Origin of the sequence: Paenibacillus sp. B2(2019) (genome assembly GCF_008370385.1) — a bacterium.
In the GTDB taxonomy this organism is placed as follows: domain Bacteria; phylum Bacillota; class Bacilli; order Paenibacillales; family Paenibacillaceae; genus Paenibacillus_AQ.
Map to the genome: position 1 here is coordinate 706444 of NZ_VTZR01000024.1, position 17293 is coordinate 723736.

At 43.3% G+C, this 17293-nt stretch carries 15 protein-coding genes; 13 read left to right on the top strand and 2 right to left on the bottom strand.

The genetic code is table 11. The annotated features are described in order from the left end of the window. Positions 1-6 precede the first annotated feature (6 nt). Positions 7-1149, top strand: coding sequence for an N-acetylglucosamine-6-phosphate deacetylase (gene nagA / locus PAENI_RS24490; RefSeq protein WP_149646972.1), 1143 nt, complete (start codon positions 7-9; stop codon positions 1147-1149). A gap of 27 nt (positions 1150-1176) precedes the next feature. On the opposite strand, the gene PAENI_RS24495 is transcribed toward nagA, so the two are convergent. Both PAENI_RS24495 and PAENI_RS24500 read right to left on the bottom strand, forming a co-directional pair. Then, on the bottom strand, positions 1177-1950 hold the full coding sequence (locus PAENI_RS24495) for an AraC family transcriptional regulator (protein WP_149646973.1): 774 nt from the start codon (positions 1948-1950) through the stop codon (positions 1177-1179). 18 nt (positions 1951-1968) lie between these two features. Beyond that, entirely contained in the window at positions 1969-2550 is a 582-nt protein-coding gene (locus PAENI_RS24500; protein WP_042189721.1) for a LysE family translocator, read from the bottom strand. Positions 2551-2636: 86 nt separating this feature from the next. Here PAENI_RS24500 and PAENI_RS24505 point away from each other — a divergent pair, with 86 nt between their 5' ends. The 12 genes from PAENI_RS24505 (at position 2637) to PAENI_RS24560 (ending at position 17179) form a co-directional block, all read left to right on the top strand. Continuing rightward, on the top strand, positions 2637-3185 hold the full coding sequence (locus tag PAENI_RS24505; RefSeq protein ID WP_149646974.1) for a GNAT family N-acetyltransferase: 549 nt from the start codon (positions 2637-2639) through the stop codon (positions 3183-3185). Positions 3186-3326: 141 nt separating this feature from the next. After that, complete coding sequence (locus tag PAENI_RS24510) at positions 3327-4331, top strand: Gfo/Idh/MocA family protein (protein WP_149646975.1); 1005 nt, start codon at positions 3327-3329, stop codon at positions 4329-4331. 30 nt (positions 4332-4361) lie between these two features. Next, positions 4362-5279, top strand: a complete 918-nt coding sequence (locus tag PAENI_RS24515; protein WP_262495710.1) for a helix-turn-helix domain-containing protein — start codon at positions 4362-4364, stop codon at positions 5277-5279. A gap of 17 nt (positions 5280-5296) precedes the next feature. Further along, positions 5297-6379, top strand: coding sequence for a Gfo/Idh/MocA family protein (locus PAENI_RS24520; RefSeq protein ID WP_149646976.1), 1083 nt, complete (start codon positions 5297-5299; stop codon positions 6377-6379). 142 nt (positions 6380-6521) lie between these two features. Then, positions 6522-7226, top strand: a complete 705-nt coding sequence (locus tag PAENI_RS24525; protein WP_149646977.1) for a response regulator transcription factor — start codon at positions 6522-6524, stop codon at positions 7224-7226. Between the two features lie 3 nt (positions 7227-7229). Next, complete coding sequence (locus tag PAENI_RS24530; RefSeq protein ID WP_149646978.1) at positions 7230-8612, top strand: sensor histidine kinase; 1383 nt, start codon at positions 7230-7232, stop codon at positions 8610-8612. A gap of 93 nt (positions 8613-8705) precedes the next feature. Beyond that, on the top strand, positions 8706-9239 hold the full coding sequence (locus PAENI_RS24535; RefSeq protein WP_149646979.1) for a hypothetical protein: 534 nt from the start codon (positions 8706-8708) through the stop codon (positions 9237-9239). A 128-nt stretch (positions 9240-9367) separates the two neighbouring features. Beyond that, entirely contained in the window at positions 9368-10489 is a 1122-nt protein-coding gene (locus tag PAENI_RS24540) for an FtsW/RodA/SpoVE family cell cycle protein (RefSeq protein ID WP_149646980.1), read from the top strand. A 30-nt stretch (positions 10490-10519) separates the two neighbouring features. Beyond that, positions 10520-11539 (top strand): LCP family protein, encoded by a 1020-nt coding sequence (locus PAENI_RS24545; protein ID WP_149646981.1) that lies wholly within the window; start codon positions 10520-10522, stop codon positions 11537-11539. A gap of 177 nt (positions 11540-11716) precedes the next feature. Next, positions 11717-12892, top strand: coding sequence for an MFS transporter (locus PAENI_RS24550; protein WP_149646982.1), 1176 nt, complete (start codon positions 11717-11719; stop codon positions 12890-12892). 248 nt (positions 12893-13140) lie between these two features. Beyond that, entirely contained in the window at positions 13141-16317 is a 3177-nt protein-coding gene (locus PAENI_RS24555; RefSeq protein WP_149646983.1) for a GNAT family N-acetyltransferase, read from the top strand. Next, the gene (locus tag PAENI_RS24560) at positions 16304-17179 is read left to right on the top strand and encodes an amidohydrolase family protein (protein ID WP_076286532.1); all 876 of its coding nucleotides are present in this window, start codon (positions 16304-16306) and stop codon (positions 17177-17179) included. The genes PAENI_RS24555 and PAENI_RS24560 overlap by 14 nt, the downstream gene beginning before the upstream one ends. Positions 17180-17293 lie beyond the last annotated feature (114 nt).

The window sequence follows — 17293 nt, forward strand, 5'->3', positions numbered from 1 at the left end:
ATATTTATGTCTTATATTCTGCAAAATGTACAAGTGGCGCTTCAGAATCGTATTGTCCCAGCGGCTAATGTATGGATTTCTGAAGGGAAAATCATAAAGATAGATACAGAGGATCTTTCGATTCCAGAGGGACAATATGAACGGATCGATGGTGGTGGCCATTTATTAGTACCCGGGATGATAGATGTTCATATTCATGGCGCCAATGGCTTCGATATGATGGACGGTACGGAAAAGAGTATTCAAGAGGTCTCAAGTGCTTGTGCTTCATCTGGCTGTACCTCATTTTTGGCTACCTCTGTGAGTTCCACGCTAGAAGATCTTTTAGAAATGATTCGTAGTGTCAAGCGTGTGATCGGACATGAAGTGGGCGCAAAGATCGCAGGTATTCATTTAGAAGGACCTTACTTGAACCCGAAGCGAAAAGGAATGCAAAACGAAAAGTATCTACGCCATCCCAACTTAGAGGAAATGAACCTGATTTTTGAAGAAGCGGGTTCACTCATTAAGATGGTTACAATCGCTCCGGAGTTGCCGGGAGGGATGGAGCTCATTTCCTTTTTGAAAGAAAAGGGTGTAGTTATAGCCATCGCTCATTCGGATGCCACATATGAAGAAGCTAAAAGAGCCTTTGCGTCGGGGGCAAGTCATGTTACGCATTGTTTTAATGGCATGCGTCCTATCCATCATCGAGATCCAGGGGTAATTGTGGCTGCTTTTGAAGAGAAGCATGTAAGTCTTCAAGCGATTGTGGACAACGTCCATCTGCACCCTGCAATTATTCGATTAATGCATACCTTGAAAGGACCAGAAGGAATGGTCTTGATTACAGATGCACTGCAAGCTATGGGATTAGGTGATGGGGATTATATGTTTGGAGGCCATCATGTTACGGTATCCGAGGGGGTAGCGAGACTGAAGGATGGAACGCTAGCTTCAAGCACAGTGACTATGAATGAAGCTTTACGTTATACTGTCGAAACTGGAATTCCATTGATAGACGCCGTAAAGATGGCTTCAACTACGCCGGCCAATATTCTTGGACTTCAACAAAAGGGGACAATAACATCCGGCTTTGATGCTGATCTGGTCCTCTTGGATGATGAATTTAAAGTGTGCTGGACAATGGTGAATGGTCAAATTTCATAAATCATGATGAATACAGGTTACTTCTGCTCAATGCAGTTGTAACCTGTATTCATGTGCGGTTATGCCAAACACGCTTTTAAAATGCCGGTTCAAATGAGTTAAATCCACAAATCCACAATCTACTACAGCGGCATAGATATCCTTAGTTTTCTCAATGGATTGCTTGGCATGCTCTACCTTGCAATTTAAGAAAAATTGATAAGGTGATATTCCTGTATGTGTCTTAAACTCTCGGATAAATTGATATTTGGAAAGTCCAAACTCTTTACAGAGATCATCTAGTTTCAGGACATGTTCTAAACTGCAGTACATCATTTCCTTTGCTTTTTTGACAAATTTATTATTTATCCTGTGCTCTGTAACTAGTTCAGTATTAGATACTAGATGAACCAGGTTTAACAACAGCTCATTGCACAAGGACTCCTCTTTGCCATTCTGGATGGCATGACTTAGCGCTAATATGCACTGTGCCAATTTGTCATCGTATAGGATGGGAGAGGCGAAGCGGAGTTCTTTTTTTCCAAGGATCTCTTGTATCAAGGTTGGCTTGATATATAGCATGACATAATCAATACCTGCTTTATCATATGAATTGCCGTCATGCGTTTGCTCGGGATTAAATAGCATTACGCCATTTTTATGAGAGGATTGCAAGCTACCATCAAGGTTATATTGCTGAATGCCACGTAAGGTGACACCGATTGCGTATTCCTCATGGCAATGTTTTTTATAAGTGAAATCACTCATGCTAGCTGACAATGTTAGGATATCTGCTGACTTTTTATAGTTGAATTTCTCCACGCTCTTAACCTCCACGACTTATAGGATTCCCGATATCATAATGGCAGAGTATACTAAAAATAGTGCCATCAGAGTATTTAGAACTTTTTGGTGATTTTGCAGAAATGCTCTGAAGATTGCCCCAAATACAACCCATGTCGTAAAAGCAAAAAATCCGATCACAGTTATAATTATAACAAACATAAATAAGGTGAGAGAAGAAGTATAGAATGGCATTACATAGCTGGGAATGACTGTTAAAGTAAATAAGAGCACTTTAGGATTCACAAGTTGCATAAGTAAACCCGACCGAAAATTGGCATTTGGATTAGGCTGATCTTCCATAGCACCCATTTTAAAGATTTTATAAGCAAGATAGAGCATATATATACTTCCGACGACTTGCATAATGATCAGGATATTTGGGATGACCTCCACCAGAACACGATTCATCAAGGTAGAAAGGATAAGCAATAGACCAAAAGCCATCGTAGCCCCGTATACATACCGCATGGTTTTCTTAGCCCCTGAATGTTGCACGGAAGAAAGAATAACAATATTGGCAGGACCGGGTGAACATGTAACTACAATGCAATAGAGAAAAAAGGAAATTATATTCATGATGACCTCCAGTAAAAGTTGTCTTATGAATATAAACCTCATAACTTGATTGTTTATAGTACATTATTGCAGAGGAGATCAACATAATGAATGAGACAAAACATTTAACTATTAGTACACTCACTGAGGGCGATTATGTATCTACATGCCGGGTATTTGAAGAATCAATATCGGATGCCTTTAACAAAGAAGGATTAGGTCACTTACTAGAGGATATACAAAGTGAAACCGATCATAAAAAGCAAAAGGCGCTATCTTCACTGGAACAGGCAAACTCGGATATTTATTTCTTTATCGCTAAAATCAATGGGAAGGTTGTGGGTACGATTTCCTATGGTCCCTGTGGTGAGACTATTCAAATCTGTGCAGAACATCAGTTGGATCATTTGGGGGAATTGGGGAGTTTATACGTGTTGCCAAGCTATCAGGGGCAAGGGATTGGTTCGGCATTAATTAAGAAAATGATGAAATTTCTAAACGAACAAGGGATCGAGCAATTTTGTTTGGACAGTGGCTATAAACGCGCACAAATCAAGTGGCAGCGTAAATTTGGGGAGCCTTATAAGGTAGTAAAAGATTATTGGGGACCCGATTCCGATCATATGGTTTGGTTGTGTAATGTAAGAAGTGATTAAATGGAAATTGTACATCATATGAAACGAACGTGTCGTAATATTATATATTAGATGTCGCATTTTCCTACTAATAAAGGGTTTTGTTCTGTGATATTTTATTAGTAGATGTCAGAATAACATATATACGGGAGGCACAAGCAAATGACGATTAGAATTGGTAAGATTAGCTATTGGCATGTACATGCTTGGGACTATACGAAGCAAGCTCAAGAACATGAGGATACTGTATTGGCTGCAGTTTGGGATGAAGATGCAGAGCGTGGGAAAAAAGCTGCCGAAAGCTTAAATGTTCCTTTTTTCGAATCACTGGATGACCTGCTTGCGCAAGAGGATATAGATGCCGTCATAGTGGATGCGCCGACCAATGTGCACAGAGATGTAATTGTTGCTGCGGCTAAAGCGGGCAAACATATTTTTACGGAAAAAGTAATTGCCCCCACACATAAAGAAGTTGAAGAGATCATAAGCACAGTGGAAGAGAACGAGGTGAAGCTGACCGTATCCTTGCCACGTCTAAATGATGGATACGCATTAACGATTCAAGAAGTTCTAAGTCAAGAACTGCTCGGAGAGATTACTTACGTTAGAGTTCGCTTATCTCATAATGGGGCTACAGAAAACTGGCTTCCCGATCATTTCTATAGCTTGGAACAATGTGGTGGCGGAGCTTTGATTGATCTGGGCTGTCATCCTATGTATTTGACGAAGCTTTTCTTAGGTCAAGATGTGACCGGTGTAAGTGCTAATTTTGGTTATGTAACGGGCAAGGAAGTAGAAGATAATGCAGTGGTAACATTATTTACGGATTCAGGAGCAATTGGTGTGGTCGAGGCTGGTTTCGTGAATAGTCATTCGCCGTTTACCATCGAGGTACATGGAACCGAGGGAACTCTTCTTTACGGAACACCAGAGGATAAGCTTCTTCTTAGAAGTAACAAATCCGCTGACAAAGAGGAAGGATGGAAAGAAGTAGCACTACATGCTAATCGTGAAAGCGCATTCCATCAGTGGGTTAATCATATCCAAAAGGATACTTTCGCCACCGAGAATGTTCAAATTGCTGTGGAGCTTACGAGATTAATGGAAGCGGCGAATCGTTCTGCTAAAGAAGCTCGTATGATTCGGTTAGCAGATCTAGACGCTTAACCGGTCTCCACCTGTTAGGAGGATTTAACATTGAGTAACTTTCCATATGAGATGATGTTTGAGAAGCATGATATGCTCGAAAGATTGGATATTTCAATCCAATGGGGACATTACGAGATAACAGTTCTTAGATTTCATTTGACCTCTTTTCCGCCGGGAAGAGTCATAGATTTCCATAATCATTCTGAATTCGAATTTCATTTTATTCCAAGAGGAAAGGGAGAAGTGACTCTTGGCGATTTAAAATACCCCTTGTCTGAGGGAATGTTTTATTTAACCGGACCGGGTGTCATGCACCGCCAAGAGGCGGATCCAGATGATTCTATGGAAGAACTGTGTCTACATGTGGACATCAAAGAGAAGATCAGAGAGGAGGTTGATCCTTGGGAGGTTGCGGAGGCTGAGACCTGTGTTCAGAAGCTAAAGCAGCTACCACTAGTTCCAGCGCAAGATTATCACAGCGTTATGAAATGTTTTCTTGAAGCCTATGAAGCTTGTGAAGGTAAACTAACGGGATATTACACTTCCATTAAACATCTCGTAATCAGCATTTTATTAAAGGCAGTAAGAGCGTATGATGCAGGTGGAATTCGAACAGAAGCACCTGTTAGAGATATGTCAACTTATCGGTACCAATACGCCATTCAATATATGGAAGCTAATTATTCAGGAGCTGTTACCTTGGAGAATGTTGCTGAGAAGCTGAATATTAGTTCAAGGCAGCTGCAGCGAGTGTTTAAACAAGTTAACGCCGATCAATCTTTCAGTAGGGCGCTTGAGGATATAAGGTTGAAAGCGGTCTGCCGTAAGCTTGAAGAAAGCAATTGTCCGATCGAACAAATCGCTCAAACGGAAGGGTTTACGAATGCTACATATTTGCATATTGTCTTCCGCAAGCGGTTAGGCATGACTCCAGCAACTTATCGAAATACAAAACAAACTAATTAGAAGTGAGGGTGAAAGATATGAGTAAAGTGTTTCGCGTAGGAATTATTGGATGTGGTGGAATTGCGAATGGCAAGCATCTTCCAAGTTTGAGCAAGCAAAGTAAAGTGGAGATCGTAGCTTTTTGTGACATTATTAAAGAACGTGCTGAAGAAGCAGCGGAGAAATACGGTACTAGCGAAGCTGCTGTATATACGGATTACACAGAACTATTAAAAGATCATTCGATTGATATTATTCATGTGCTTACGCCGAATGATGCTCATGCAGAAATTTCAATTGCAGCCCTTGAAGCAGGAAAACATGTTATGTGCGAAAAACCAATGGCCAAAACGGCAGCAGATGCCAAACGAATGGTGGAAGCAGCGAAACGTACAGGCAAGAAACTAACCATTGGATATGACAACCGCTACAGAGAAGACAGCTTATATTTGAAAAAAGCATGTGAGTCCGGGGAGCTTGGTCATATCTATTTTGCAAAAGCACATGCCATCAGACGGAGAGCGGTACCGACATGGGGAGTATTCCTCGATGAAGAGAAGCAAGGTGGAGGACCTCTGATCGATATCGGAACCCATGCGCTGGATCTAACGCTGTGGATGATGGATAACTATAAACCAAAAGTCGTGCTGGGCACTAAATATCACGAACTGTCTCAAAAAGAAGAGGCCGCCAACGCTTGGGGACCTTGGGACCCTAAAAAGTTCACCGTAGAGGACTCAGCCTTTGGGATGGTCGTAATGGAGAATGGCGCCACAATTATGCTGGAAGCGAGCTGGGCACTCAATTCTCTGGATGTGCATGAAGCGAAATGCAGCTTGAGCGGGACTGAAGCAGGCGCAGATATGAAGGACGGACTTAGAATTAATGGAGAGAAATTCAGCAAGCTGTACACCAATAAAATTGAGCTTGGGGCAGGCGGCGTTGCTTACTATGAAGGAAAAGCAGAAAGTGCACCTGACATCGAATTAAGAAAGTGGATCGAGGCTATTGAACAGGATAAAGACCCGGTTGTAACACCTGAACAGGCTTATGTTGTTTCGCAAATATTAGAAGCGATTTATGAATCTGCACAAACGGGTAAGGCTGTGTATTTGGATTAGATTTTTGACAAGCATAGCGATATAGAGTAATATCCACTTGTGATTTAATTACAGGGATCTGAGACAAGACTCTCTCTTTACTGGGAGAGTTTTTTTGTTTTTTTTTTGCATGTTTGAATACTGGGTTATAGGGGTGAAGAGCATGAACACTGTAGAACGCAATCAAGTACTTATTGTGGAAGATGACGATAATATTAGACGGTTTATAGCTATCAATTTAACGAATAATGGGTTTGTGGTTAGTGAGGCTGCTTGTGGAGAAGCAGCATTGCAGAGCTTTGAGACGAACCGGCCAGATGTTATTGTTCTGGACATCATGTTGCCGGATTTAAATGGGTTTGAGATCTGCCGGAAGCTAAGAGAGCAGGACCCTGGGGTCATTATCATTTTTTTAACAGCACGAGGACAAGATCTGGATAAAATCAATGGCCTTGAAATTGGTGCCGACGATTACATTGTGAAACCTTTTAATCCATTAGAACTGGTGGCACGGATCAAAGCGATATTGCGTCGTACAGAAACAGCTTTAAAACCGCAAAAAACTATCCTTCAAGCTGGACCGATTCGCCTGGATTTGAACTCGAACAAGATGTTTAAGCACGATGACATTATTGAATTAACCCCGAAGGAATTCCAGTTGATGAAGACCTTTTTAGAGCATCCGGATACAGCACTATCTAGGAATGAATTAATGAACCTGGTCTGGGGTGAGGATTTTATTGGTGATCCAAAGACAGTAGATGTTCACGTGCGTAAGCTAAGAGAGAAGATTGAAGAGGACGCCTCTAACCCGCATTGGATTGAGACTGTATGGGGGCTCGGATACCGCTTTAGAAAGGATGGTTGAAGAATGGGTATTCAGAAAAGATTAGTAGGAAGCTATTTTGTAGTGATCTGTCTTACTGTGCTCATTCTTGAGATTATTCTTAATTTATCTGTACGTTATTATTATTTTCATAATATAGAGCAAACCCTGATGAATCAAGCAGAACTGTCGGCTTCTTTTTATCAGCAATATTTTAGCGACGAGGATTTAGAGACACAATCGGATAGGTTGTTAAAGGGCTTTGCCAGCCATTCCGATGCACAGGTACAGATTATTAATGCTGAAGGTCGGCTGTTGCAGGATTCTAATGGAATCCAAGGCGATTTTACGATGACAGATAATATGGATGTGCAAGCAGCCATAAAAGGGCAGCCCGGCAGTTGGAAGGGTGAGGACCCTGTAACCGAGGAAGCTATTTTTACGGTATCCTATCCTTTACAAGCCAAAGGCAACATCGTTGGGGAAGTAAGATTTATTACCTCCTTAACGGAAACGATACATACAGTTAATCAAATTGCGGTTTTGCTGATCGGGGTAGGTTTGCTCGTGATTGGTATTGTCACCTTGCTTGGATTATTACTATCTTGGACCATAACCAGATCCATTAAAGATCTGAAACAGGCAGCAGACCAAATGTCCGAAGGAGATTTCAGCATAAGAGTACAAAAGCGTTATCAAGACGAGCTTGGTTCCTTGGCAGATACATTGAATATGATGGCCAGTCGAATCTCGAAAAGTGAACAGCTTAAGAATGATTTTATCGCATCCGTATCCCATGAACTGCGTACGCCATTGACCTCGATCAAAGGCTGGGTAATCACCTTGAAGGCGGGTGGGGAGAGTAACCAGGCTCTGTTTCATGATGGGCTTGATATCATTGAATCTGAAAGTGACAGGTTAACTCATATGGTGGATGAATTATTGGATTTCTCCAAATTGGATAACGGAAGAATCGCAATTCACCTCACGACTGTGGATCTAACAGTGCTGTTGCAGCATATTGGCAGACAACTCACCCCTAGAGCAACCCGACAAGGCATCTTGCTCGAAGTGAAAATAGAAGAGAATCTGCCTGTCATTCAAGCTGACGAGAATCGTGTGAAGCAAGTTATGATTAATCTCATTGATAATTCGCTCAAATTTACTAGTTCCTCAGGTCGAATTCTTATTACTGCCCATCCGGTTCAAGGGAAAGTTGTAATTACAATTGAAGATACTGGGTCAGGCATCGCAGAAGCGGATTTAGAGAATGTGCGGCGAAAATTCTACAAAGGGGATCAACAGGCGTCAGGCAGCGGTTTAGGACTGTCCATCTCGGAACAGATCATTACATTGCATCATGGCGAGCTGCGAATAAGCAGTATTTTAGGCAAGGGGACGATTGTCCAATTTGACTTGCCGATATAAATAGAGCTCAAATTTAACTATTTCATAACCACTTTCATCTCTTTCACAGATAAAATACTATATATGCGGACAAGCGAGGAGTCGATGATCCAAATGCCGAGCAAATTCATAACAATAGGTGCTATGTTAACAACGATACTTTTGCTCGGAGGATGCGGAGTGCCGGCGACACCAGGAGAGCTCATTAAGCCTCCATCATCAGAAGCAAGCCTGCAGCGAGACAAAACGAGCCAGGAATTTATCAAATGGCTTCCCGACAAAGCTCAATTGATAACTCCGTTGGATGGACAAGAGGATAATGCTATCTCTTTTGGGGATATGGATGGAGACGGTATCGACGAAGCAGTAGTTGTATATGAGTACAGCAAAAACAAAGGTTCTTCTATAAAAGCAATGCTGCTTAGGCAGGAAAATGAAGCGTGGCAAAAGATTTCGGAGGTTGAGGGGTTTGGGTATGGTCTGGATTATGCCGGATTCTATGATGTCGATGATGATGGCCATAACGAACTCGCTCTGGGCTGGTCATTGGGCGAGGCGGGGAACGGACTGGATATTTATACGCTGAGTGAAGATAAATTAAAGCTGTTATCGAAGAAGGCGTATCAGGACAAATTTGATCTGAGATAATCATTCCACTTTATGATCCACTGCACTTCAGCTTCATCTTGAAACAAGATGTATTAGTGCTCAGGCGGATTATTTATGATGCTCATTTTACAACAAGAAAAATACAGAAATTAAATAGAGGTTGTATCATGTTTCTCACCACCAAAATTGCAAAGCTGGACAGATCTGTACTTTTTCTCGTAACATGCCTAGTTGGTATTGGTACTGTTGCTATTTATGGCGCGACTACGGATACACGGTTAGATGGTCTTTACATCAGTTCGTTGTATTTATTTGCTTTATTTTGTATACCCATGTTATTCATCGCATTGGTAGATTATAAGATTCTATTAGGCTGGTTAGCATATCTCTTTTATAGCGTAGGTATTGGTCTACTTGTGCTAGTCAAGCTGGTTGGGGAAAACCTCAATGGCGCCGTGCGTTGGTTAAGTATTGGAAGCTTTCAGCTCCAGCCCTCCGAACTGGCAAAAATATGTACGGTGCTGCTCATTGCTCATCTAATGGGTAAACGAGAAGGACAGCAACTTCGCTTTTTTCAAGATTTAGTGCCGGTTTGTTTCGTTTTTTTAATTCCTTTTATTTTGATCATGGATCAACCCGATTTGGGTACAGCGCTCGTTTTTGCGGGCATATTGCTTAGTATGCTTTGGATAGGTAACATCCGTGCTCTATATATGATCTTGATCCTCGGTGCGGTGATTATTTCGATTGGCACGATACTATGGCTCTATTATGCCAACTTCGATTTGTTATCTAAGATTGTCGAGCCCCATCAATTATCACGAATTCAGGCTTTTTTGGACCCGCAGAGTGATCCCGATAAATCTTGGCATGTCAAAAACGCAATGATAGCCATTGGCTCCGGTGGATTATCGGGTAGTGAAGGTATTTTTTTGCGAAAAGGATATATTCCATACGCGTATTCCGATTCGATCTATGTAGTCATCGGTGCAAAATACGGTTTTATAGGTTCATCCATTTTGCTGATGCTATATTTATTGCTCGTCTATCGAATGATCTTTATCGCACTCGAAAGCAGGGATCGTGCAGGGGCATATGTTGTCACCGGGTTTATCGCCATGATTATCTTTCAAGTTTCTGTTAACCTCGGAATGCATCTTGGATTGCTGCCCCTGACGGGGATATCCTTGCCGTTTATTAGTTATGGAGGTAGCTCGTTACTTACTAATATGATTGCGATTGGCATAGTGCTAAGTGTGAAAGTCCATAAGGATGAAAGCACGGATTGAAAAAGCTACTGGAACTGAGTGGAGGGAATTATGACTAACAAACGCAAATGGACAACAACTCGTAAAATTCTGACGAGCATCGGACTTATCTTAGGCGCAACGATTATCGGAATTGGAGTATATGCAGGGTATTTATACAAAAAGACGGATAACGCGATAGAGCGCATGGCTGCTCCAGTCAACGTCCAGCCAACCGCTGCCCCAGAGGAAAAAAAGGAAACGGTATCGGTTGAACCTATGATTTTTCTGCTTGCCGGGGTAGATAGTCGGGACGGTGGTGGTGGGGTAATGAATACGGATGTTCTAATGCTTGTCAGCTTCAATCCTGACACGAAGTCGACGAGTTTCTTATCTATACCGAGGGATTTGTTGCTAAAACCTAAATCGTTGCCCTCTCGCAAAGCTAATTATTATTATGCTTACCATTACATAAAAGATAAAACTGAAGCTATCCCTAATACAAAAGAGTTTTTCAGCAATTTATTAGGTCTGCCAATTGATCACATGGTTGTGGTGAATTTTGATGTGCTGAAGGAGACGGTGGACTTGCTTGGCGGGCTAACCATTGATGTCGATATGGATATGAAATATATCGATTCGGCAGACGGGACGAACATCGACTTAAAGAAGGGCTTGCAGAAGCTGGATGGCAAACATGTGCTTGATTTTGTGCGTTACCGCAAATCGAATCAAGGAACGGCTGAATCCTCCGATTTTCAGCGCAATGATCGACAGCAGCAAGTAATTAAGCAGATTCTGGATAAGCTAGGGAATTTCCAAGGCGTGTCCCAATGGGGGAATGTATTGGACATCATCGGTGAAAATGTGAAGACTGATATTCCACAAGCAGATCTCCAGCAATGGTTGTTGAACTTCCCTAAACTCAAACCAGATCATATCAATTCCTTACATGTGGAATCTCTTTGGAAGAGTCCATACGTGTATGTGAATAAAGAGGATCTTAAACAAGCACTTACTACTCTGAGTACGGAAGCGGGCGTTAGCTCCGAAAGTTCATTGCACTTGGAGAATATTGGGACGGTAGATTAAAAGGCTATCACTTAAACTGCTCTTAGGAGCAGTTTTTTTGTGTTCAACTAATAATCCCGATAACCAGTAAAGTAATCCGCCAACGGGTAGAGGTCTGACTTCCAAGCATAGTACCATGAACACAGCGATTATGAATCGTATATTGTTTAGGTTTACTTGAGAGGAGAAGGGAATTTCATGAAATACAGACTGAGTATTATGTTTCTAATCGTACTTACAGGGATGATATCGATAGCCGCATTTAATCCGATTATTGGCCCGCTTGCTCGGAATTTGGGACTTAGTGATTTTCAATCAGGATGTTTGGTATCGGTAGCGGGACTTTGCTGGCTGCTCGGAGGATATTTCTGGGAAAAACAAACATTCATGAGCCGAAAATGGCTGCTCGCTTCGATTATGTTCGTCTACATGGCAACACTAGTCATTTTTGCACTGCTGGCTGATTATGCAGTACATGCTGAGAGTAAAACAAGCCTATTTTGGAGTTTCTTTATACTTCGCGCAATCGCCGGTTTTTTCTTTGGAGGTATTCCGGCATTAGCACAAGCTTATGTTATGGGCTGGAGTACAAAAGAGACCCGTACTCAGGGAATGGCATTATTCGGTGCAGCCAATGGACTTGGCTTCGTAGTAGGACCTGCAATGAGCGGAGGAATGGCTTCGCTGGGACTCACCTCACCAATGTACGCCGCAGCCATATTATTATTCACCTTGGCTATTTTATTTCTAGTGTTTATTCCTAAAGAAAAGAATATCGAGATCGAACGGCAGGCGATTTCACTTTCACCCAATGACAAACGGATACGCCTCTATCTATGGATTGGACTATTGCTATCATTTGCTCTGAATATCGTGCAGGTTACTATCGGATTTTTTGTGCAAGACAGCCTTGGATACAGTACTCAGCAAGCCACTCAGTTAATTGGAACGGGTCTGGCTATCTCGGGAGTAATGGTGGTGCTCTCGCAAATTGTGATCAGCAAATATCTCAAATGGCATCCTAAAAAAGTGCTGCTCGTAGGGCTATTATTTGTGGCTTTGGGTCTGCTAGGCTTATTATTGTTTATCAGATTTGCTTATGTGGACTTTACATTCTTGGGAATTGGCATCGGCTTTACATTGCTTGGCTACAGTGCGGGTGCTTCAATGGCGGTTCACGACCATGAGCAAAGAAGCGTTGCTTCCTTTATTGCGGCCCTTCAAGGTGGAGGATCATTCATAGGTCCAGTTATAGGCACAGCTTTATACAGCGCTAATATGGCACTTCCTTATTCTTTCTGCGTGTTGTTGATTGGTATTGTAGGTATCGCGAATTTGAAAAACAGATCAGCGGATCGTGTGGAGAGTTGTTAAATAGAACTGCTCATAGAGTAGATTCGAAGCTGTCGAGGGAGTCTCGACAGCTTTTTTACTCTGCAGCTTTCTGCTGGCAGTGGCTTTATGTAGAAAATAAGGAGAAAGAGTTTTTTACCTCGTAACAGCCTTCCAATTAATAGTATAATAAGAACTCGTAGGAGTTATTTGAATAAAGTTGTAGGGATGTTATCCAGAATAGCTTTGTACGATTACATACTCTATTTGAGGGAGAAGGAGCTGAGAGCATGACTGTTAAGACTACAGCGGAACAAATCCGCATTATAGAATATGATCCTTCTTACGCTAAGGCGGTTGCAGAAATGTGGAACCGTAGCAACGAAAGCTGGGGTGGAGGCACCAATCAGAGAACAGAGGATACAGTGCGCCGCGAGATGGAAATCTCGTCCAATCTGAATGTGTTTCTCGCTGTTGATGGTGAGGAAGTGGTCGGCTTCTGCAGTTTTGCTCATTACCGTCAAGACGAAGGAGCTTTGTATGTCCCACTGTTGAATGTACGACCTGATTATCACGGATACAAGGTAGGTCGTAATCTGATTTTGAACGCTGTTCGCACAACAATTGAAGCGGGCTGGCCACGTCTTGATCTGTTTACTTGGGCAGGCAATACGAAGGCCGTACCGATGTATAAGAAATGTGGATTCTTTTGGGAAAAAAATGAGGATTACGTTCATCTGATGAACTTTATTCCGACGGTTCTGCAAACGGAAGCACTCGCTCCTTATTTTGAACAGCTGGATTGGTATGCAGATAGTACCCGTGAACTGCCCATTCAGCCGGATGGTCGCCGGGAGCGTGGTTTTGATTTCTTCGATTACACTTGGCAAAAGGGAGAACTCTCCTTACGTGCAGAATTCGAGAAGACCGGTCGCGGCCTGACGGCTCTTGATACACCTGACTATGAAATCTCCACGGAGATTGACGATCACGATCTTGTATTCGGTTCCACCTACAAGATTCGCTATCACATCAAGAATCGTTCGGCGTCTGATCTGGCTATTGAGATCAAAGGCCAAAATGACAAAAATATTCGTTTTGCCTTGTCTGCTGCACCAACACTCGCGCCAGGAGAAACACTTATCGTAGAAGGTGAGTTCGAGCTTGATCCGATTCGTGAAGAGCAAAACGACAAGAAGACTCACCCCGTGGTTATGAGCAAATGGATCATCGGTGGCAAGCGCGCTGAGTTCCGCATAGGTGTTGCTCCTAAATTCCCGCTGAAAATGATGATGGAGTTGCCAACACGTGAGCTGTATCCGGGTCTTCCCGCTGAGCTATATTTGAATGTTGAGAATAATTTTGCAGCGGAAGCGGAATTTTCTTTTGATTTGCCAGAGGAAGAATTTTTGACGTGGGCGGATCGGACAGTAAGCTTCTCGGTTCCAGCTAAAAGTAAGGCTTCCATCCGAGTACCCTTTACCCTAAATTCATATGGCCTTTATTCACGGAATATTGAGGTGACGGCCGTTCCGGTTGGAGAGAAGGCAGTGTCCTTCATCAGCAAATTATCTGTGCTAATGAAAGGAACACATGGCCGCTTTGGTGGGGAAAACGGGGATCAGTGGGTGGCTGTAAACGGCACCTACTCCGTACATCTTAATAATAACGACAATGGGATGTGGATTGAATATCCCGGCTCGAGCCATAATTTCTGGTTGACCCATCCGAAGTTAGGTAAACCATTCGCCGAAGAATTCTCGAAGAAACAGGCTAAAGAAGTAAAGATCTATTCCGAAGGAGAGGGCCAAATTCTAGAGACTCTTTATGAATCGGATGAATTCCCAGGTCTGGAGATAAAAAGAGTGGCTAAGCTCTTTGCAAACGGAATCGCTGAGTTTTATAGCGAGGTACGCAATACTAGTAACCAAACGTTAGAAGAGGATATGTATCTGCTAACGAATTTCGGATTTTTTGGCAAACGGCTCATCCTGCCTTATCAGGGTCATTACGTAGATATGGGCGATGCTTATTCGGGTGATCCGAGTTATTGGGACAGCGCTCAAATTACGGAAAATTGGTTGTTTAGCAAGGAAGAAAATGTCACATGCGGCGTTTGCTGGGACCCTTCGCTGAAGCTGCTTCGTCCGGAGTATCCACTTGGACTGGAGCATAATCTTGGTCAAATCTCTGCTGGAGATATCGTACGAACAAAGACGCTGGTGTTCGCTTTAAACACTTTCCTGAAGTGGTCGGATTTCCGCACCTTTGCACGGAAGCAGCTTGATCCGATCACACCGGTGTTGGATGATCATCTTGAATTAACGCTCGGCGGTGGAAATCCGTTTGCGGCGGGGGCGCTTCATGCGGAGTTAATCGAACGAAAGATGACTCCGCTTAATGGAAGCCTCGAGCTGTATGTACTAACGGATACAGGAGAGGAGCAGAAAGTCGCTGAGATGGAGCTGCAAAGAGAGCAGAATCTGCACTCTGCGGGCTTTGAGCTCTCACCTGAGGAAGCAGAATCTTCTTCAGAACACAACCAATCAGGACAGAAGGTTCGAGTCGTCTATCGTGGAGAGGATCGTATTCAAGAGCGAACCGGCCTCTGGTTCCCTCAAACGGAAACAGCAGCTGTTGTCTGTGGCACAGAAGAGGGACCAGCGGGTCCTATTTACACTGTGAGCAACGGAGTTCTTTCTATTGCAGCTGCTCCTGATTTCGGCAGTGTTGTGCATTCCCTGAAGCACCATGGAGAAGAATGGCTGGATAGCTCCTACCCGGAAGCAGCACCACGTTCCTGGTGGAATCCTTGGCATGGTGGACTCGGTGTAGGTATTTCAGGCATAGGTGGATTTAGTCGTTTGGAGGAGCCAAGAAGCGCAGCTTGGACCGAGCAAATGGATGTTCAGGGCAATGTATGGAAAGGATTACGTATCACTACTTCGATCGAGAAGCAGGAAAAGAACCGAGGGATTGTTGTTAATCAGCATTACCTTATGCTCCCCGGCGTCCCTGTGCTCTGTGTGTTGCATTCGGTGACTAATGACAGCGGAATGACCTTGCCGAATTATTCGTTGTCGGAGGAGAATTATATCAAACCTTCGCCAGTCTATGCCGAAGGATGGATGGAATTCTCCAAGGAGGGCAAGTTCTTATTAGGAACGGTTGAGACCTATCTTGAGGCCAAGGGACTATTGCGAATTGGTGCATCTTCGCGTAAGGATATGCTGCATATGGTGAGCAGTCATCCGAATCAGAGTGCCTCGGCGTATGTGAACAATAAGGTATTTAATCACGGGGTGCATCATCATCTTCCGCTTCTAAATGGAGAAACCGTTTGGACACAGCCGTCCTTCCTGATCATGGGAGAACTCGCTCTGAATTCAGAGGATATCCGCAGTCTTTTGAAGCTGACCTTTGCTAGACCTACTGACGAAAAGGAGATCTTAAATGCCGATCATTGATATTCACATTCATCTGTCGGACATCGACAGCTTTCATCAAACAGCACTGGATCTCTCTAAAGTTGATTACACTGCTGCCGGGCTCAAAGCGGAGTTTGATAAGAACGACGTTGTTCTCGGCATTGGAATGGGGGTCACGGAACAGACGAAGGGAGCTTTCCCTGACTCTACTTCCCCTAATCCGATGAGCCTTGACTTGGAGGATACTGTACCGCCTTTCTTAATGGAATGCGTGGGGATCAATCCGAACATGCTCGGAGGAAAGGATGCACAAGAGGAACTGGATCGAATTGAGGCACGGCTGCAAGCGCCCGAGGTAGCTGGTATTAAGCTCTACGCCGGGTACTATCATCATTACGTTTATGACAAAATCTATTCGCCGATCTATGAACTGGCAGCAAAGTATGGCACGCCTGTGGTCATTCATACCGGTGATACGTACTCGATGAATGGATTGCTAAAGTATGCACATCCACTTACCGTGGACGAATTAGCGTTTCAACGACGTGATGTGAATTTTATGATCTGCCATCTTGGCGATCCGTGGGTGATGGATGCCGCTGAAGTGGTGGCCAAAAATCCAAACGTTTATGCCGATTTGTCCGGTCTTGTGGTCGGTGATCGGCCTCATTTTGAACGGTTCATGAATGAACCTCTGTTCATGGATCATTTTCGCCGGGCGCTGGTGTATTCCGACCACTATGAGAAAATGTTGTTCGGCACGGATTGGCCACTCGCTCCTATTGACCTGTATGCGGAATTTGTCCGCCGACTTGTCCCTGAGCAGCACCACGAAAAAGTATTTTACGAGAATGCCTTCGCCTTATTTCCACGCATCCAGCAGCGGATTGCGGCGCTTTAAGCATTATGAACAAGCCATCCTTTAGTTCTTCTAAAGGATGGCTTTTTTTTTGTGAAAGGATATTAGCTCATCTAGCAACCCTATCATAGAGAACGTGATCCCAAGGCTCAAGTG